15 protein-coding genes are annotated in these 19,405 nt (G+C 55.1%); 14 read left to right on the forward strand and 1 reads right to left on the reverse strand.

The annotated features are described in order from the left end of the window. Positions 1-117 precede the first annotated feature (117 nt). The 9 genes from GS3922_RS16285 (at position 118) to GS3922_RS16325 (ending at position 14,028) form a co-directional block, all read left to right on the forward strand. Entirely contained in the window at positions 118-2,214 is a 2,097-nt protein-coding gene (locus tag GS3922_RS16285) for a (Fe-S)-binding protein (protein WP_063167166.1), read from the forward strand. Positions 2,215-2,378: 164 nt separating this feature from the next. After that, positions 2,379-3,557: an acetyl-CoA C-acetyltransferase gene (locus GS3922_RS16290; RefSeq protein ID WP_063167167.1), complete on the forward strand. Its 1,179-nt coding sequence runs from the start codon at positions 2,379-2,381 to the stop codon at positions 3,555-3,557. Positions 3,558-3,997: 440 nt separating this feature from the next. Next, positions 3,998-4,849, forward strand: a complete 852-nt coding sequence (locus tag GS3922_RS16295) for a 3-hydroxybutyryl-CoA dehydrogenase (protein ID WP_063167168.1) — start codon at positions 3,998-4,000, stop codon at positions 4,847-4,849. 48 nt (positions 4,850-4,897) lie between these two features. Next, positions 4,898-6,040: an acyl-CoA dehydrogenase gene (locus GS3922_RS16300; RefSeq protein WP_063167169.1), complete on the forward strand. Its 1,143-nt coding sequence runs from the start codon at positions 4,898-4,900 to the stop codon at positions 6,038-6,040. Positions 6,041-6,082: 42 nt separating this feature from the next. After that, entirely contained in the window at positions 6,083-7,225 is a 1,143-nt protein-coding gene (locus GS3922_RS16305) for an acyl-CoA dehydrogenase (RefSeq protein ID WP_063167170.1), read from the forward strand. Positions 7,226-7,509: 284 nt separating this feature from the next. Next, positions 7,510-8,142, forward strand: a complete 633-nt coding sequence (locus tag GS3922_RS16310) for a TetR/AcrR family transcriptional regulator (protein WP_063167171.1) — start codon at positions 7,510-7,512, stop codon at positions 8,140-8,142. Positions 8,143-8,159: 17 nt separating this feature from the next. Further along, complete coding sequence (icmF, locus tag GS3922_RS16315; protein WP_063167172.1) at positions 8,160-11,417, forward strand: fused isobutyryl-CoA mutase/GTPase IcmF; 3,258 nt, start codon at positions 8,160-8,162, stop codon at positions 11,415-11,417. Between the two features lie 292 nt (positions 11,418-11,709). Further along, on the forward strand, positions 11,710-12,267 hold the full coding sequence (rpoE, locus tag GS3922_RS16320) for a DNA-directed RNA polymerase subunit delta (protein WP_063167173.1): 558 nt from the start codon (positions 11,710-11,712) through the stop codon (positions 12,265-12,267). 165 nt (positions 12,268-12,432) lie between these two features. After that, on the forward strand, positions 12,433-14,028 hold the full coding sequence (locus GS3922_RS16325) for a CTP synthase (protein ID WP_063167174.1): 1,596 nt from the start codon (positions 12,433-12,435) through the stop codon (positions 14,026-14,028). Positions 14,029-14,107: 79 nt separating this feature from the next. Here GS3922_RS16325 and GS3922_RS16330 read toward each other — a convergent pair whose 3' ends face one another. Continuing rightward, complete coding sequence (locus GS3922_RS16330) at positions 14,108-14,629, reverse strand: DUF2529 domain-containing protein (RefSeq protein WP_063167175.1); 522 nt, start codon at positions 14,627-14,629, stop codon at positions 14,108-14,110. Between the two features lie 123 nt (positions 14,630-14,752). Between GS3922_RS16330 and GS3922_RS16335 the strand changes: the two genes are divergently transcribed. From GS3922_RS16335 to glpX, 5 genes are all read left to right on the forward strand, one after another. Then, positions 14,753-15,115, forward strand: a complete 363-nt coding sequence (locus GS3922_RS16335; protein WP_063167176.1) for a response regulator — start codon at positions 14,753-14,755, stop codon at positions 15,113-15,115. A 163-nt stretch (positions 15,116-15,278) separates the two neighbouring features. After that, the gene (locus GS3922_RS16340; protein WP_063167177.1) at positions 15,279-16,142 is read left to right on the forward strand and encodes a class II fructose-bisphosphate aldolase; all 864 of its coding nucleotides are present in this window, start codon (positions 15,279-15,281) and stop codon (positions 16,140-16,142) included. Positions 16,143-16,234: 92 nt separating this feature from the next. Beyond that, entirely contained in the window at positions 16,235-16,876 is a 642-nt protein-coding gene (fsa, locus tag GS3922_RS16345; protein ID WP_063167178.1) for a fructose-6-phosphate aldolase, read from the forward strand. 130 nt (positions 16,877-17,006) lie between these two features. Further along, positions 17,007-18,293 (forward strand): UDP-N-acetylglucosamine 1-carboxyvinyltransferase, encoded by a 1,287-nt coding sequence (locus GS3922_RS16350; protein ID WP_063167179.1) that lies wholly within the window; start codon positions 17,007-17,009, stop codon positions 18,291-18,293. 34 nt (positions 18,294-18,327) lie between these two features. Beyond that, complete coding sequence (gene glpX, locus GS3922_RS16355) at positions 18,328-19,290, forward strand: class II fructose-bisphosphatase (protein WP_011888409.1); 963 nt, start codon at positions 18,328-18,330, stop codon at positions 19,288-19,290. Positions 19,291-19,405: the final 115 nt, after the last annotated feature.

Here is a 19,405-nt window from a genome sequence, read left to right on the forward strand (position 1 = left end):
AAAAAAGCTATTGACTGAATGCTCATTCATTTGTACAATAGACGTAAATCACAATTCTGAAAATTTGTTTTGTTATGGCAACAAATTCGCCGGAAAAGCGGGGGAAGGGGAGAGAAGATGAACGCCTTAGTACTGGTGAATTGGCTCGCGTTTTTGTTTGTAACCGCTTACGCCATCTACTTGTTTGCGTATGTCGTGAAAACACGGGCGATGTACATTAAGCTCGGCAAAAAAGTCGAGTTTGATGAAAAAGTGAACGAGCGGCTGCGCAACATTTGGATCAACGTCTTCGGCCAGAAAAAGCTGCTCAAAGACAAAAAAAGCGGGCTGATCCACGTCGTCTTTTTCTACGGTTTTATTCTCGTTCAGTTTGGCGCGATTGACTTTATCATCAAAGGGCTCGCGCCCGGAGCGCATTTGCCGCTCGGGCCGCTGTATCCAGGATTTACGTTTTTCCAAGAAATCGTCACGTTGCTCATTTTAATCGCCGTGCTCGCTGCCTTTTACCGCCGCTACATTGAAAAGCTCGTCCGCTTAAAGCGCGATTTCAAAGCCGGACTTGTGCTCCTTTTTATCGGCGGACTCATGTTGTCCGTTTTGTTCGGCAACGGGATGAGCAGAATTTGGCACGGCGAAGAGGCGACATGGAGCGAGCCGGTTGCCTCGCTCATTGCCGGCGCGTTCTCATGGATCGGCGAAACCGGGGCCGCGGTGCTGTTCTTTGTTGCCTGGTGGGTGCATTTGTTGATTTTGCTGACGTTCCTCGTGTATGTGCCGCAGTCAAAGCACGCCCATTTGATCGCGGCGCCAATCAACGTCTTTTTCGGCCGGCTGACGCGGCCGAAGCTTTCGCCGATCAACTTTGAAGACGAAAGCCAAGAATCGTTTGGCGTCGGCAAAATTGAAGATTTTACGCAAAAGCAGTTGATCGACTTGTATGCCTGTGTCGAGTGCGGCCGCTGTACGAGCATGTGCCCGGCGACCGGCACCGGGAAAATGTTGTCGCCGATGGACTTGATTTTGAAGCTGCGCGACCATTTGACGGAAAAAGGGGCGGTCGTCACGTCGCGCGCCCCATGGGTGCCGACGTTCGCCTTTAAAAACACGAAAGGCAACCAGCTCGCGTTCGCCGCGGCATCGGAGCAGGCGGCAGCGATTGAAATGCCGAGCTTGATCGGCGATGTTATCACCGAGGAAGAAATTTGGGCCTGTACGACGTGCCGCAACTGTGAAGACCAATGCCCGGTCATGAACGAACACGTCGATAAAATTATCGACTTGCGCCGCTATCTCGTGTTGACCGAAGGGCGGATGAATCCGGATGCGCAGCGGGCGATGACGAACATCGAGCGCCAAGGCAACCCGTGGGGCTTAAACCGGAAAGAGCGGGAAAACTGGCGCGAGCTGCGCGACGACGTCCACGTCCCAACGGTCAAAGAAGCGGCCAAGGCCGGGGAAGAGATCGAGTATTTATTCTGGGTCGGCTCGATGGGCTCATACGACAGCCGCAGCCAAAAAATCGCCCTTGCTTTTGCCAAACTGCTGAACGAAGCGGGCGTCAAGTTTGCGATTTTAGGCAACAAGGAGAAAAACTCGGGCGATACGCCGCGCCGGTTAGGGAACGAGTTTTTATTCCAGGAGTTGGCGACGAACAACATCGCCGAGTTTGAAAAAGCGGGCGTTAACAAAATCGTCACGATCGACCCGCACGCCTACAATGCGTTTAAAAACGAATACCCGGACTTCGGGCTCGAAGCCGAAGTGTACCACCATACCGAGCTGCTTGCCAAGCTCATCGAAGAAGGGCGCCTTGTGCCGAAATATCCGGTCAACGAGCGCATCACGTTCCATGACTCGTGCTATTTAGGGCGCTACAATGACGTCTATGACGCACCGAGACAAATTTTGCGCGCCATCCCGGGCGTCGAGCTCGTCGAAATGGAGCGCAACCGCGAACGCGGCATGTGCTGCGGTGCCGGCGGCGGCCTCATGTGGATGGAAGAGACGACCGGCAACCGGATCAACGTCGCCCGCACGGAGCAGGCGCTCGCTGTTAACCCGACGGTCATCAGCTCCGGCTGTCCGTACTGTTTGACGATGCTGTCGGACGGCACGAAGGCGAAAGAAGTGGAAGACCGCGTTTCGACGTACGATGTCGCGGAACTGTTGGCGAAATCGGTGTTTGGGGAGGAAAAAAACGAAGCCGCATCATAAAATAGTTGCATAGACAATTTCTATTTTTTAAAATAGTAAGTAACAAATTGTGTTTGGAAAGAGATGGTGTACGGTTGTACGCCTTCTCTTTCGCCTCGCTATCGAGCGAACGTTCAGTCTGTATTTTGTAATCGCTTTCTTATCTGAAAAGGGGGAGAGGAATGATGGGGAAAACGGTGATTGTCAGCGGGGTGCGCACCCCGTTCGGAAAATTAGGCGGCGCGTTGCGAGCGTTATCAGCATCAGAGCTCGGCGGCATCGCCGTGAAAGAGGCGCTCGCCCGCGCCAACGTGAGCGCAGAACAAGTCGATCATGTCATTTTAGGTACGGTCCTGCAAGGCGGACAAGGGCAGCTTCCGTCGCGGCAGGCGATGCGCCATGCCGGCATCCCGTGGCACGTCCGCACCGAGACGGTGAACAAAGTGTGCGCGTCCGGCATGCGCGCCGTCACTCTTGCTGACCAGCTCATCCGCTTAGGCGACGCCGATGTCGTCGTCGCCGGCGGGATGGAGTCGATGAGCAACGCGCCGTACGTGTTGCCGAAAGCGCGCTGGGGGCTGCGGATGGGCGACAGCACGGTCAAAGATTTGATGGTATATGATGGCCTCACATGCAGCTTCACCGGCGTCCATATGGGCGTTTACGGCGGCAATACAGCGCGTGAGCTCGGCATCACCAGAGAGGCACAAGACGAGTGGGCGTACCGCAGCCATAGGCGCGCCATCGCTGCGATCGAAACCGGCCGCCTCGCGGAAGAAATCGTTCCGGTGACGATTCCGCAGCGCAAAGGCGCCCCGCTTGTCGTTGAACACGACGAGGCGCCGCGGAAAGATACGTCGCTTGAAAAACTGGCGAAACTGCCGCCGGTATTTGACCATGAAGGCACGATTACGGCCGGCAACGCCCCGGGCGTCAACGACGGCGCCGCCGCGCTCGTTTTAATGAGCGAAGAGCGCGCCGCCCGCGAAGGGCTCGAGCCGCTCGCAACGGTGGTCGCCCACACGGCCATCGCTGTCGAGGCGAAAGACTTCCCGAAAACGCCGGGGCTTGTCATTAACGAGCTGCTCCGCAAAACGGGAAAAACGGTCGATGACATCGCCTTGTTCGAAGTGAATGAAGCGTTCGCCGCCGTCGCACTGGCGGCCATCCAAATCGCCGGCCTTGACCCGGAAAAAGTAAATGTCAACGGCGGCGCCGTTGCCCTTGGCCATCCGATCGGCGCGAGCGGTGCGCGCATCATCTTGACGCTCATTCATGAGCTGAAACGCCGCGGCGGCGGCCTCGGCATCGCCGCGATCTGCAGCGGCGGCGGCCAAGGCGACGCCATCTTAGTTGAGGTATAAGGGAAGCCAAGGGCGCGTCTCTCCCGTAGCCGTGCGGGGATGACATGGCTGTCGCCGCATGTCCCCGCACGACAGCCCGCCGCCAAGGCGCGTGTCGCCGGCTGTCGCCAAGATGCAGGAAGCGGCTTGCTGCGATCCTGTCCCTTGGTGACGCGGCGCGAAACGGGACGTGTCGCCGCCCCGCCCTTCGGCGATGGGGACAAAACGGCAGAGGACGCGGCCTGCTGCTAGCAGCGCGTCTATGAACCGGAGCGGTATCCCCAGAACAACGTCAAGGCGCAAGATGCGGCCGCGCGCCCCCGTGCAGCCGCTGCGGGGGAGGAAGCGGTGTGCCGCCGCGATGTTCCTTGCTGTCGGCACCGCGCCATTAGCGCCGTGAATCTAGCGGATGTGATGCACGTTCATTTTTCAGAAATACACATAGACAGGGGGATAGGAACATGGACGTCAAAACGATCATGGTCGTCGGCGCCGGACAAATGGGATCGGGCATCGCTCAAGTATGCGCTGTCGCCGGCTATGACGTGCTTTTATATGATATTAGCGAAGCGCAATTAGACAAAGGAATGCAAAACATCGAAAAACTGCTCGCCCGTCAAGTGGAAAAAGGGAAAATGGCGGCGGCGGACAAAGATGCGGCGCTGGCGCGGCTTTCTCGCTCCAATGACTTGCGCGCTGCCGTCAACGCCGATCTTGTCATCGAAGCAGTCGTTGAAAACATGGACGTGAAAACGAAGCTGTTTGCCGAACTGGATGAAATCGCCCGCCCGGAAACGATTTTAGCGTCGAACACGTCGTCGCTTCCGATTACGGAAATCGCGGCGGCGACGAAGCGGCCGGAGAAAGTGATCGGCATGCACTTTATGAATCCGGTGCCGGTCATGAAGCTGGTGGAAATCATCCGCGGCTTAGCGACGGCCGATGACGTGTATGAGACGATTGAAGCGGTCACCCGGACGCTCGGCAAAGTGCCGGTGGAAGTGAACGACTTTCCGGGCTTTATTTCCAACCGCGTCCTCATGCCGATGATTAACGAAGCGATTTACGCCCTGTACGAAGGGGTAGCGACCAAAGAGGCGATCGATGAAGTGATGAAACTGGGCATGAACCATCCGATGGGGCCGCTCACGCTCGCTGACTTTATCGGATTGGATACGTGCTTATACATTATGGAAACGCTTCATGAAGGGTTCGGCGATGACAAGTACCGCCCATGCCCGCTGTTGCGTAAATACGTCAAGGCTGGCTGGCTTGGCCGCAAGACAGGCCGCGGATTTTACACGTACGAGTAAGCGGGTCAAAGCAACATTGACGAGCAACATGACAAAGGGGGATGTCCCGTGCAATTTCGGTTTACGGAAGAACAAGAAATGATGCGGCAAATGGTGCGCGAATTCGCGGCGGCGGAAATCGCCCCGTTTGTCGAGCGCATGGAGCAAGGCGAATTTCCGCGTCCGATTTTAACGAAAATGGCCGAGCTCGGCCTGATGGGGATCACTGTTCCGGAACAGTACGGCGGCGCGGGCATGGATTTTGTTTCATATATTATCGCCATCCACGAAATTTCTAAAGTGAGCCCGACGGTCGGTGTCATTTTATCGGTGCACACGTCAGTCGGCACAAACCCGATTTTGTATTTCGGCACGGAAGACCAGAAACAAAAATACGTGACGAAACTTGCCCGCGGCGACTATTTGGGGGCGTTTTGCCTCACCGAACCGAGCGCCGGCTCGGATGCGAAAAGCTTAAAAACGAGAGCGGTGCGCCGCGGCGATACGTACGTATTGAACGGCTCGAAAATGTTCATCACCAACGGCGGAGAAGCGGACACATACATCGTCTTCGCCCGCACGAATCCGGAGGAAACCGGAAGCCGCGGCATTTCCGCGTTTATCGTTGAAAAAGGAACGCCGGGGATGGCGATCGGCAAAGATGAAAAGAAAATGGGGCTGCACGGCTCGCGGACGGTGACGGTGACGTTTGAAGACGCCGAGGTGCCGGCGGAAAACTTGCTCGGCCAAGAAGGGGAAGGATTTAAAATCGCCATGGCCAACCTTGATGCGGGCCGGATCGGCATCGCCGCCCAAGCGCTCGGCATCGCAGAAGCCGCGGTCGAACATGCGGCGGCGTACGCAAAAGGACGAATCCAATTCGGCAAACCGATCGCCGAGCAGCAAGGCGTCGCCTTTAAGCTTGCCGATATGGCGACGGCGGCGGAAGCGGCGAAATGGCTCGTCTACCGCGCCGCCTGGCTGCGCGCCCAAGGCTTGCCGTGCGGCAAAGAAGCGTCGATGGCCAAACTATTTGCCTCGCAAACGGCGATGGATAACGCCATTGAAGCGGTGCAAATTTTCGGCGGCAACGGCTATACGAAAGACTACCCGGTCGAGCGGCTGTTCCGCGATGCGAAAATTACGCAAATTTACGAAGGAACGAGCGAAATCCAGCGAATCGTCATCAGCAAGCAGCTGACCAAACAGTAACAAGGGGAAGAGGATGTTTATAGAAAACGGGGGAATGAAACGATGAACTTTCAATTGAGCGAAGAACATGAAATGCTGCGAAAAATGGTGCGCGAATTTGCCGAAAACGAAGTGGCGCCAACCGCCGCTGAGCGCGATGAGGAAGAGCGGTTTGACCGCGGCATTTTTAACAAAATGGCCGAGCTCGGCTTAACGGGCATCCCGTGGCCGGAAGAGTACGGCGGCATCGGCAGCGATTATTTGGCGTATGTCATCGCCGTTGAGGAGCTGTCGCGCGTCTGCGCCTCGACCGGGGTGACGCTTTCCGCCCATATTTCGCTCGCGAGTTGGCCGATTTACAAGTTCGGCACGGAAGAGCAAAAGCAGAAGTATTTGCGCGCTTTGGCGACCGGAGAAAAGCTCGGGGCGTACGGACTGTCCGAGCCGGGGGCGGGGTCTGACGTCGCCTCGATGAAAACGCGCGCCATCAAAGACGGCGACCATTACGTGTTAAACGGGTCGAAAGTGTGGATCACGAACGGCGGTGAGGCGGAAATTTACGTCGTCTTTGCCGTCACCGATCCGGAAAAACGGCATAAAGGAATCAGCGCTTTTATCGTTGAAAAGGGGACACCGGGCTTTTCGATCGGCAAAAAAGAAAAGAAACTCGGCATTCGTTCATCGCCGACGACCGAGCTCATTTTTGAAGATTGCCGCATCCCGAAAGAAAACTTGCTTGGCCAAGAGGGAGAAGGATTTAAAATCGCGATGATGACGTTAGACGGCGGCCGCAACGGCATCGCCGCCCAAGCGGTCGGCATCGCCCAAGGAGCGCTCGATGCCGCCATTGACTACGCGAAACAGCGCATCCAATTCGGCAAGCCGATCGCTGAGCAGCAAGGCGTCGCCTTTAAGCTCGCCGACATGGCCACCGCCATTGAAGCGGCGCGGCTCTTGACATACCAAGCGGCATGGCTTGAGTCAAACGGCTTGCCGTACGGCAAGGCATCGGCGATGGCAAAACTGTTTGCCGGCGACACGGCGATGAAAGTGACGGTTGATGCGGTGCAAATTTTTGGCGGCAACGGCTATACGAAAGACTATCCGGTTGAACGGTTTATGCGCGATGCAAAAATCACGCAAATTTACGAAGGAACACAAGAAATTCAGCGCCTCGTTATTTCGCGCATGTTGACGCGCGATTAAACGCTGCGCGTCAACTCATTCGTGTTGACGCGTGATTGATGGCCGCGGCGCTTGGTTGCGCGCCATTTCCTCGTTTGGATGCGCGAATCGCGGCAGCCGTTTCAAGGAGCGCGCTCTCTGTGCTGCTGTCAGGGGGTTCTTAATGATTTCGGGGATGTGCCGTGCGGGTCATGGCGATGATTTCAACCGTATGCCGCACGACATGTCCCGTTCTGCGGCGCGAACGGGAAGCTGTGCGGGGCGCCAGCCTAGCTGCTAAACGGGAATGGGGGAGAGGAATCTGCATGAAAAAACGGGAAGTGATCGCATCGGTCAAAGATGAGAAGCTCGTGAAAAAACGGCGCAACGAAATGATTAAAGGCGCCATTTCTCTTTTTAAACAAAAAGGCTTCCACCAAACGACGACGAGGGAAATCGCCAAAGCGTCCGGGTTTAGCATCGGCACGCTGTATGAATACATTCGCAAAAAAGAAGATGTCTTGTATTTAGTGTGCGACCGCATTTACGACGAGGTGCGGGAGCGGACCGAACAAGATCTTGGCGATCATCACGGCACGGTTGAAGGGCTGCGGCGTGCGATCGCCCACTATTTTCGCGTCGTTGATGAGCTCGATGACGAAGTGCTCGTCATGTACCAAGAGCTGAAGGCGTTAAGCAAAGAGTCGCTCCCGTACGTTCTCAATAAAGAGCTCGAGATGACGGCCATTTTCGAGCGTATTTTGCGCACATGCGTCGAAAGCGGGGCGCTGCAGCTTTCCGAAGGCGAGATTCGCCTCTTTGCCCACAACATTATCGTGCTTGGGCAAATGTGGGCGTTCCGGCGATGGGCGCTGAGGAAAATGTATACGCTCGAAGAATACATTGAATGGCAGACCGAGTTTTTATTAAAGGGGATTATGGAGAAACAGCAAGTTTGAACAAAGGGGGAGAGACGATGGCGCATATTTATCGTCCGAAGCATCACGTCCGCTTTGTGACAGCGTCAAGCTTATTTGACGGCCATGATGCCTCGATCAACATTATGCGCCGCATTTTGCAGGCGAGCGGCGCCGAAGTCATCCATTTAGGCCATAACCGTTCGGTCGAAGAGATCGTCAATGCGGCCATTCAGGAAGATGTGCAAGGCATTGCCGTTTCTTCGTACCAAGGCGGCCACATGGAATTTTTTAAATATATGTATGATTTGCTGCAAGAGCGGAGGGCGCCCCATATTCGCATTTACGGCGGCGGGGGCGGCGTCATCATCCCGCGCGAAATCAAGGAATTGCATGAATACGGAATCGCCCGCATTTTCTCGCCTGAAGACGGCCGCACCCTCGGCTTGCAAGGGATGATTAACGTGATGCTGGAAGAGTGCGATTTTCCGACCGTGACTGCCGTGACCGATGAAATCGAACGGCTCCAAACCGGCGATGTGCAAGCCGTGGCCCGGCTCATCACGCTGTGCGAATACCGCGCCGAGGCAGGACAGGAGGCGGCCGCTGCGGCTGAAGCAGTCATCGAGCAAGTGAAGGCGATGGAACAGCGCGTGCCGGTGCTCGGCATTACCGGTACGGGCGGAGCGGGGAAAAGCTCGCTTACCGACGAGCTCGTCCGCCGGTTCTTAAATGAAATTCCTGAGATCAAAATCGCCATTTTATCCGTCGATCCGACGAAACAAAAAACGGGCGGGGCGCTGTTAGGCGACCGAATTCGGATGAACGCCATCCATTCGCCGCGCGTCTATATGCGGAGCCTAGCGACGCGCCATTCCCGCTCCGAGCTGTCGCCAGCGATTCGCGACGCCATTTCAGTCGTCAAAGCGGCCGGTTTTGATCTCGTCATTATTGAAACGAGCGGGATCGGCCAAGGCGATGCCGCCATTACAGAAGTGTGCGACGTGTCGATGTACGTGATGACAAGCGAGTTCGGGGCGCCGACGCAGCTTGAGAAAATCGATATGATCGATTATGCTGATTTGATCGCCATTAACAAATTTGAGCGCAAAGGGTCGGAAGATGCGAAGCGGCAAGTGCAAAAGCAATATCAGCGCAGCCGTCAGCTGTTTGACCGCGACGTGTCGGAAATGCCGGTGTACGGCACGATTGCCAGCCAGTTTAACGACCCGGGCACGAACACGCTTTTTGTCGCCCTCATCGATACGATCAACCAGAAAACAGGAACAAATTGGAAAACGAATTTAAAAACGGTTGCCAACGTTGAAAAGCATAACGTCATCATTCCGAACGAGCGCCGCTATTATTTGCGCGAAATCGCTGAGACGGTGCGCTCGTACCACCGCCGTGCCGAACAGCAGGCAGAGATTGCGCGCCGCCTGTTTCAAATCGAAGGGGCGATTGAAGCGGCCAATGAGCGCGGCGAGGCTGAGGACGTCATCCGCGCGCTCGAGATGCTCAAGGCCGATTACGAGGCGAAGCTGACGCCGGAATCGAAACACATTTTGGCGACGTGGGAAGAAACGAAAGCGAAATACGCGGCTAAGCAATTCGTGACGAACGTGCGCGGCAAAGAAATCGTCACTGAGCTGACGACAAAAACGTTGTCCGGCTTGGACATTCCGAAAGTGATCTTGCCGAAGTTTAAAGATTACGGAGAAATTTTGCGCTGGGTGTATAAAGAAAACGTTCCTGGCTCGTTCCCGTATACGGCCGGCGTCTTCCCGTTCAAGCGCCAAGGGGAAGACCCGAAGCGCCAGTTTGCCGGCGAAGGGACGCCGGAGCGCACAAACCGCCGCTTCCACTACTTATGCAAAGAAGACAAGGCGAAGCGGCTCAGCACGGCGTTTGACTCGGTCACGCTCTACGGCGAAGACCCGGACTACCGGCCGGACATTTTCGGCAAAGTCGGGGAAAGCGGTGTCAGCGTTTGTACGCTCGATGACATGAAAAAACTGTATAAAGGGTTTGACTTGTGCGATCCGCTCACCTCGGTGTCGATGACGATCAACGGCCCGGCTCCGATTTTGCTGGCGATGTTTATGAACACCGCCATCGATCAGCAAGTCGAAAAGCGGGAACAAGAGCTCGGCCGCCCGCTCACCGCGGAAGAGTATGAACAAGTGAAAGCCGCGACGCTGCAAACGGTGCGCGGCACGGTGCAGGCCGACATTTTAAAAGAAGACCAAGGGCAAAATACGTGCATTTTCTCCACCGATTTTGCCTTGAAAATGATGGGCGACATTCAAGAATATTTCATTCAGCACCGCGTCCGCAACTATTATTCCGTGTCGATTTCCGGCTACCATATCGCCGAGGCTGGAGCGAATCCGATCACCCAGCTGGCATTTACGCTCGCCAACGGCTTTACGTACGTCGAATATTATTTAAGCCGCGGCATGCATATTGATGACTTCGCGCCGAACTTGTCGTTTTTCTTCAGCAACGGCCTCGACCCGGAATACTCGGTGATCGGCCGTGTCGCCCGCCGCATTTGGGCGGTTGCCATGCGCGAGAAATACGGCGCCAACGAACGAAGCCAAAAGCTGAAATACCATATTCAAACGTCCGGCCGTTCGCTCCACGCCCAAGAAATCGATTTTAACGACATCCGCACGACATTGCAGGCGTTGTTGGCGATTTACGACAACTGCAACTCGCTCCATACGAACGCCTATGACGAAGCGATCACAACACCGACCGAGGAGTCGGTCCGTCGGGCGATGGCCATCCAGCTCATTATTACAAAAGAGTTTGGCCTGGCGAAAAACGAAAATCCGCTCCAAGGATCGTTCATTATTGAGGAGCTCACCGACCTTGTCGAAGAAGCCGTCTTGCAAGAGTTCGAGCGGTTAAATGACCGCGGCGGCGTGCTCGGAGCGATGGAAATGCAGTATCAGCGCGGCAAAATTCAAGACGAATCGCTCTATTATGAGACGAAAAAACATAGCGGGGAACTGCCGATTATCGGCGTGAATACGTTCTTAAATCCGAACCCGCCGTCAGAAGATGAGCTGAACAATCTTGAACTTGCCCGGGCGACGTATGAAGAAAAAGAGCTGCAAATCCACAATTTGCGTGAATTCCAAGCGCGGAACAAAGATAAAGCCGGCCCGGCGCTTGAGCGCTTAAAACAAGTGGCGATCAGCGGCGGCAACATTTTCGAAGAATTGATGGAAACGGTCAAAGTCGCGAGCCTCGGGCAAATTACCCGCGCGTTGTACGAAGTCGGCGGGCAATACCGGCGGAATATGTAGAACGTGTGTTCGCTAGTCTTGGCCGGACGTAGTGATCCGCCTCCTTGCTTGGCATGACGCAAACTATGTATGCTTCTTCGCTTGCCTAGGTCAAAACGGGAAAGCTGGGTCGAAGAGAATGGCTGTCATTGAATGGCTATGGCGAAAAGAGGGCTGCCTTCGCTATGGGGCGGTTCTCTTTTTGCTTTTTTCGCTAAATAGCTAGCATAAACGCCGGCAATTTGTTTATAATGAATGGTATGTATTCCACTTGCATTCATTTGTTTCATTATATAGAAGGGGAGTGCTGAATTTGAGCCTGCAGCAGCAATACTCGCCAGAGGAATTGCAGGAGATGTCGTTCGTCGAGTTGGCGAACCTCATTTTGCTTGATAAGCGGGGGGCGCTGCCGTTTGACCAAATCGTCCGCGAGGTAGCGGCATTGACCGGCGCAGCGGAGGATGACATCGCCGCGCGGCTTGCCCAGTATTACACCGATTTAAACATCGACGGACGGTTTATTTGCGTCGGGGAAAACGTCTGGGGACTGCGCGCATGGTATCCGTTCGATCAGACGGAAGACGAAACGGTGACGATTGTCAAGCCGAAGAAGAAGAAAAAAGCGCTTGATGACGAATACGACGATTACGAAGAGCTGCTTGACGAAGAGGATCTTGATTACGAGGATCTTGACGAATACGATGATGAAGAGCTTGAAGTCGACGACGAAGAACTGCTTGAAGACGAGGAGTTCGACCTTGACGAAGATGTCGATTTTGAAGACGACATGCTCGACGAGGAAGAGTTTGAACTGGACGAAGAGCCGCTCGACGAAGAACTCGATCTCGAGGAGCCGGAGGAAGACGAATAACCGCTTGACTTTGCCGGGGGAACTCGGTACAATGTGTGTTGGGCTCTTGAAAAACGGATGAATGAAATCATCGCTCCCTTACGTGTGGTAAGCGGAGCGTTTTTTATTTGCGCCTTTCGCAAACACTGAAACTGTTACTGTAATTTCGGCAAGGGGGAAGACAAGATGACGAAGTACATTTTTGTGACGGGCGGTGTCGTTTCTTCGCTAGGAAAAGGAATTACGGCCGCATCGCTCGGGCGGCTGTTGAAAAACCGCGGCTTGAACGTGACGATCCAAAAGTTTGACCCGTATATTAACGTCGACCCGGGGACCATGAGCCCGTACCAGCACGGCGAAGTGTTTGTCACCGATGACGGTGCGGAAACGGATTTGGATTTAGGGCATTATGAGCGGTTCATCGATATTAACTTGAACAAATACAGCAACGTCACCACCGGAAAAATTTATTCCGCCGTCATCCGCAAAGAGCGGCGCGGCGACTACTTAGGCGGTACGGTGCAAGTCATTCCGCACATTACAAACGAGATTAAAGACCGCGTCTTCCGCGCCGGGAAGGAGACGAACGCCGATGTCGTCATTACGGAGATCGGCGGCACGGTCGGTGACATTGAGTCGCTTCCGTTTTTAGAGGCCATCCGCCAAATCAAAAGCGATGTCGGCCGCGAAAATGTCATGTACATTCATTGTACGCTCGTGCCGTACATTAAAGCGGCCGGGGAAATGAAAACGAAGCCGACGCAGCATAGCGTGAAAGAGCTGCGCAGCCTTGGCATTCAGCCGAACATCATCGTCGTGCGTACGGAAATGCCGATGCCGCAAGAAATGAAAGACAAAATCGCCCTCTTTTGCGACATCGACCCGAAGGCGGTCATCGAGTCGCGCGATGCGGATACGCTGTATGCCGTGCCGCTCATGCTGCAGGAGCAAAAGCTCGACCAAATCGTTTGTGAACATTTGCGCCTCAACTGCCGCGACGCGGACATGACCGAATGGAAAGCGCTCGTGGAGAAAGTGCGCAACTTATCAAAAACGACGAAAATCGCCCTCGTCGGCAAATACGTCGAGCTGCCCGACGCCTACATCTCAGTCGTTGAAGCGCTCCGCCACGCCGGCTATGCGTTTGATACGGATATTGACATTCAATGGATTAATGCGGAACATGTGACGCGCGATAATGTGGCCGAGCTGTTGAAAGAGGCTGATGGCATTCTCGTTCCGGGCGGGTTTGGTGACCGCGGCGTCGAAGGAAAAATTGAAGCGATCCGCTACGCCCGCGAACAGCGCGTGCCGTTTTTAGGCATTTGCTTAGGGATGCAGCTTGCGTCGATCGAATTCGCCCGCCATGTCGTCGGCCTTGCGGGCGCCCATTCGGCGGAGTTTGACCCGAACACGCCGCACCCGATCATCGACTTGCTTCCGGAACAAAAAGATGTCGAAGATTTAGGCGGAACGCTCCGCCTCGGCTTGTACCCGTGCAAGCTGCAAGAAGGGACGCTCGCCCATGCGGCGTACGGCGATGAAGTCATTTACGAGCGTCATCGCCATCGGTACGAATTCAATAACCAGTACCGCCATTTAATGGAAGAACACGGCTTTGTCTTCTCCGGCACGAGCCCGGACGGGCGGCTCGTCGAAGTGATCGAGTTAAAAGACCATCCGTGGTTTGTCGCCGCGCAGTTCCATCCGGAATTTACTTCCCGTCCGACGCGGCCGCAGCCGCTCTTCCGCGAGTTTGTCAAAGCGTCGTTGAAACAATGACGAAAAAACGGTGTCCGTTTGCCGGACACCGTTTTTTGATAGCTTCATCCGGTAGGCGCACCCGCTTTCGCGGCGGCGGTTACTGATACTCTTCCAAAATTTCGTCAAGCAACACAAGCAGCCCGTAGTAGATGAACGAAGCGGCAACGACCGTCGGCATGGCGATGCGGCGGCCGTCTTCGGTCGGCACGAGCGGGCGGGAGAGCTTGCTGTCAATATGGACGGCGGCGATATCCGCTAATCCGGGTTCGTCTTTGACAAGCGTCGAGACAGCGACCGTATCAACGCCATTCGCTTGCAGCTGTTCGACGAGACGGATCGCCTCTTTGTCGTTGGAAAAACGGGCGAACACAAGCGCCCGATCCGTTTCGTTCCAGTCATCGGCCGCCTCCGGTTCAAGGTGCGCCGCTTTTGGCAGCGAATCCGGGCCGAGAAGGGCGGCAGCAACGACCGCATCGAGCTCGCCTGTTCCATACAGCCAAATGCGTCCGTTGCTAATGGCTGCCTGGGCGAGCAAGCGCGCTCCGTCTTCGAGCGCCAGCTCTTCATCGGCGGCGATTTTTTGCAGCAGTCCGATTGTTTGTGTCGTCAAAATTTTCATCGTTCGGCCTCCTTTCGCCGTTATTATACAAAATCTGCAAATGGCAAGAAAAGCAAGCAGGAAATACGTTCGGGAAATGCGAAACATTAATAGGGAGAAAAAAGGGAATAGAGGTGCATAACCGTGGGAAACAAAATTTTAATTGTCGACGACCAGTATGGCATCCGCATTTTGTTAAACGAAGTGTTTCAACGGGAAGGGTATGTGACATACCAGGCGGCCAACGGCATGCAGGCGCTTGAAATCGTTCGCAAACACCATCCCGACCTTGTGCTTCTCGATATGAAAATTCCCGGCATGGACGGTATTGAAATTTTAAAGCGGTTAAAAGACATCGACCCGGATATTAAAGTGATCATCATGACGGCGTATGGCGAGCTCGATATGATCCAGGAAACAAAAGAGCTCGGCGCGCTGATGCATTTTGCCAAGCCGTTTGATATCGATGATTTGCGCGCTGCCGTCAAAAAATATATTTCCTTGTAAAAGCTCTTTTCAGCTGCCTGTGCAACGTTAGCAGAATGAAGAAGGGAAATGTTGCTGTTTTGCCGGCAAGTTGGTATGCTTATAACGTAGATGTATTTTGCGCCTGTGGGCCTACGTTCCGCCATGGCGACAAAGACGACGATCAGCTAAGGAGGATGTAACCATGCCGTTAGTATCGATGAAAGAGATGCTCAACGAGGCGCTGCGCGGCAAATACGCGGTCGGCCAATTTAACATTAACAACTTGGAATGGACGCAAGCCATTTTAGCGGCAGCCGAAGAAGAAAAATCGCCGGTCATTCTCGGCGTTTCTGAAGGAGCGGCTCGCTATATGGGCGGGTTTAAAACGGTCGTCAACATGGTGAAAGGCTTAATGGAAGACATGAACATTACAGTTCCTGTCGCCATTCACCTCGACCATGGCTCGAGCTTTGAAAAATGTAAAGCGGCAATCGACGCCGGGTTCACCTCGGTCATGATTGACGCCTCCCATCATCCATTTGAAGAGAACGTCCGCATCACCTCGCAAGTCGTTGAATACGCCCATGCACGCGGCGTCTCCGTTGAAGCTGAGCTCGGCATCGTCGGCGGGCAAGAAGACGACGTCGTCGGTGAAGACGTCATTTACGCCGATCCGAAAGAATGTGAAGAGCTTGTCAAGCGGACAGGCATCGACTGCCTTGCTCCGGCGCTCGGTTCCGTGCACGGCCCGTACAAAGGGGAGCCGAAACTCGGGTTTGCCGAGATGGAACAAATCCGCGATTTAACCGGCATTCCACTCGTGCTTCACGGCGGTACCGGCATCCCGACTGAGCAAATCCAGCGCGCGATTTCCCTTGGCACATCGAAAATCAACGTCAATACAGAAAACCAAATGGCGTTCACGAAAGTCGTCCGCGAGCTGCTCGCAAAAGATCCGAACGTTTATGACCCGCGCAAAATCATCGGCCCGGGCCGCGATGCGATCAAAGCGACGGTCATCGGTAAAATGCGCGAGTTCGGTTCGTCCGGAAAAGCAGCACAATAACAGGCAAACGGCAAGATCGGCCTAGCAGGCGGCTTTCGGCCGCCGCCCGGGCTTGCCCGCTTGCATCCAAACAACGACAAGGAGGGTCACTAATGAAATTTTTTATTGATACAGCCAATTTAGAGGAGATTAAACACGCCCATGAACTCGGTATTTTGGCCGGCGTAACGACCAACCCGAGTTTAGTGGCGAAAGAAAACGTCTCGTTCCATGACCGGCTGCGCGAAATTACGTCGATCGTCTCCGGTTCGGTCAGCGCGGAAGTCATTTCAACCGAGGCGGCCGGCATGATCGAAGAAGGCGAGGAGCTGGCGAAAATCGCTCCAAACATCACGATTAAAGTGCCGATGACGCCGGAAGGGTTAAAAGCGGTAAAAACGTTCAGCGAAAAAGGCATCAAAACGAACGTCACGCTCGTGTTTACCGCCAACCAGGCGCTGTTGGCTGCGCGCGCCGGCGCGACGTACGTCTCTCCGTTCCTCGGCCGCCTCGATGATATCGGCCATAACGGCTTAGAGCTCATTTCCACCATCGCTGATATTTTCAACATTCATGGCATTGAAACAGAAATCATCGCGGCTTCGATCCGCCACCCGCTCCATGTGACAGAAGCGGCTTTGCGTGGGGCGCATATTGCCACTGTCCCGTACAAAGTGCTCATGCAATTGTTTAACCATCCGCTCACTGACCAAGGGATCGAGAAGTTTCTCGCCGACTGGAATCGGCAACAATGAAAATAGGCCGTTTGCCTCCTAGGTTAAGCGGGCTCACCCGACCGCGTTCGGGTCGGGGAGTCGAGCCCGCCCGGCCGCTTTCTCGTTCCTAGGGGTGAAGCCAACTTCCGAGCAAAGAAGGGAGACGACGATGGATAAAATGAAAATTATCGGCGGGGATCGGCTGCGGGGGACGATCAAAGTGAGCGGCGCGAAAAACAGCGCGGTCGCCTTGATTCCCGCGGCGATTTTAGCCGATTCGCCGGTGACGATCGAAGGGTTGCCGGACATTTCCGACGTGCACATTTTAGGAAGCTTGATCGAGGAGATCGGCGGTTCGTTTTCGTTTGACGGCAAAGAGGCGGTCATCGATCCGACGAACATGGTTTCCATGCCGCTTCCGAACGGAAAAGTGAAAAAACTGCGCGCCTCGTACTATTTGATGGGAGCGATGCTTGGCCGATTCAAAAAAGCGGTCGTCGGCCTGCCGGGCGGCTGCCATCTCGGGCCGCGTCCGATCGACCAGCACATTAAAGGGTTTGAGGCGCTCGGTGCAACGGTGACGAACGAGCAGGGCGCCATTTATTTGCGCGCTGAGGAGCTCCGCGGGGCCCGCATTTTTTTGGACGTCGTCAGCGTCGGTGCGACGATCAACATTATGCTGGCGGCGGTGCGCGCCAAAGGGCGGACGATTATCGAAAACGCCGCGAAAGAGCCGGAAATCATTGATGTGGCGACATTGCTTTCGAACATGGGCGCAAAAATTAAAGGCGCGGGCACCGATGTCATCCGCATCGACGGCGTCGAAAAATTATCGGGCTGCCGCCACGCCATCATCCCGGACCGGATTGAGGCCGGTACGTATATGATCGCCGCTGCGGCGATCGGCAGCGAAGTCGTCGTCGACAACGTCATCCCGCAGCACGTCGAATCGCTGACGGCGAAGTTGCGTGAAATGGGCGTGCACGTCGAGACAGGCGCGGATCAAATTTTGATTCGCGGCTCCGATGTTTTGAAAGCGGTTGACGTCAAAACGCTCGTCTACCCGGGGTTTCCGACCGATTTGCAGCAGCCGTTTACCGCTTTGTTGACGAAAGCGAACGGCACGAGCGTCGTCACCGATACGATTTACAGCGCGCGCTTCAAACATATCGACGAATTGCGGCGCATGAACGCGAACGTGAAAGTCGAAGGCCGCTCAGCCATTATCACCGGGCCGGTCAGGTTGCAAGGGGCAAAAGTGAAAGCGAGCGACTTGCGCGCCGGGGCGGCGCTCGTTGTCGCCGGGCTCATGGCCGAAGGAGTGACGGAAATTACCGGCGTCGAGCATATCGACCGCGGCTACAGCGGGTTAGTTGAAAAGCTGTCTGAGATCGGCGCTACGATTTGGCGCGAAAAAATGACCGATGAGGAAATTGAGCAGGTGAAAAACGCTTGACGTCTGGCAAGTAAAGGGGAAGGGGAGAACGACAATGGAACGAAGCTTGTCGATGGAACTTGTGCGCGTCACCGAAGCAGCCGCGCTTGCCGCGGCCCGCTGGATGGGGCGCGGAAAAAAGAATGAGGCTGACGACGCAGCGACATCGGCGATGCGCGATGTATTTGACACGGTGCCGATGAAAGGGACGGTCGTCATCGGTGAAGGGGAAATGGATGAGGCGCCGATGCTGTATATTGGAGAAAAGCTCGGCAACGGCTACGGCCCGCGCGTCGATGTCGCTGTCGATCCGCTTGAGGGGACGAACATTGTCGCTTCCGGGGGCTGGAATGCGCTGGCTGTCGTCGCCGTCGCTGACCACGGCCATTTGCTCCATGCGCCGGATATGTACATGGAAAAAATCGCCGTTGGTCCGGAAGCGGTCGGCATGATTGATATTGAAGCGCCGATCATCGACAATTTAAAAGCGGTGGCGAAAGCGAAAAACAAAGACATTGAAGATGTGGTCGCCATTGTCCTCAATCGTCCGCGCCACGAACGGCTCATCCAAGAGCTGCGCGAGGCTGGCGCGCGCATTAAGCTCATTAATGACGGCGATGTCGCCGCCGCCATTAACACGGCGTTTGACCATACCGGCGTCGACATTTTATTCGGCTCAGGCGGCGCACCGGAAGGGGTGCTCGCGGCCGTTGCGTTAAAGTGCCTTGGCGGCGAACTGCAAGGGAAACTGCTGCCGCAAAATGACGCCGAACTTGAGCGGTGCAAACAAATGGGGATCGACGTGAACAAAGTGTTGCGCATGGACGACTTAGTGAAAGGGGACGACGCCATTTTTGCCGCCACCGGCGTCACGGATGGCGAGCTGCTGCGCGGCGTGCAGCTGAAAGGGGCATACGGCCTCACCCACTCGGTCGTCATGCGCGCCAAATCCGGCACTGTCCGCTTCATTGAGGGGCGGCATAGCTTGAAGAAAAAACCGAACTTAGTCATTAAGTAGCGCCCCTTATCCGGCTTGGCGGCGGCGCCGGTTTCCCGGGCCGCTCCCTGACCGGGAAAGCAAAAAAAGATTGATTAAAAATAGGAAAAAAGGGTAAAATAGTCGTGTTACCTGT

The sequence above is a fragment of the Geobacillus subterraneus genome (genome assembly GCF_001618685.1).
GTDB classification, from domain to species: domain Bacteria; phylum Bacillota; class Bacilli; order Bacillales; family Anoxybacillaceae; genus Geobacillus; species Geobacillus subterraneus.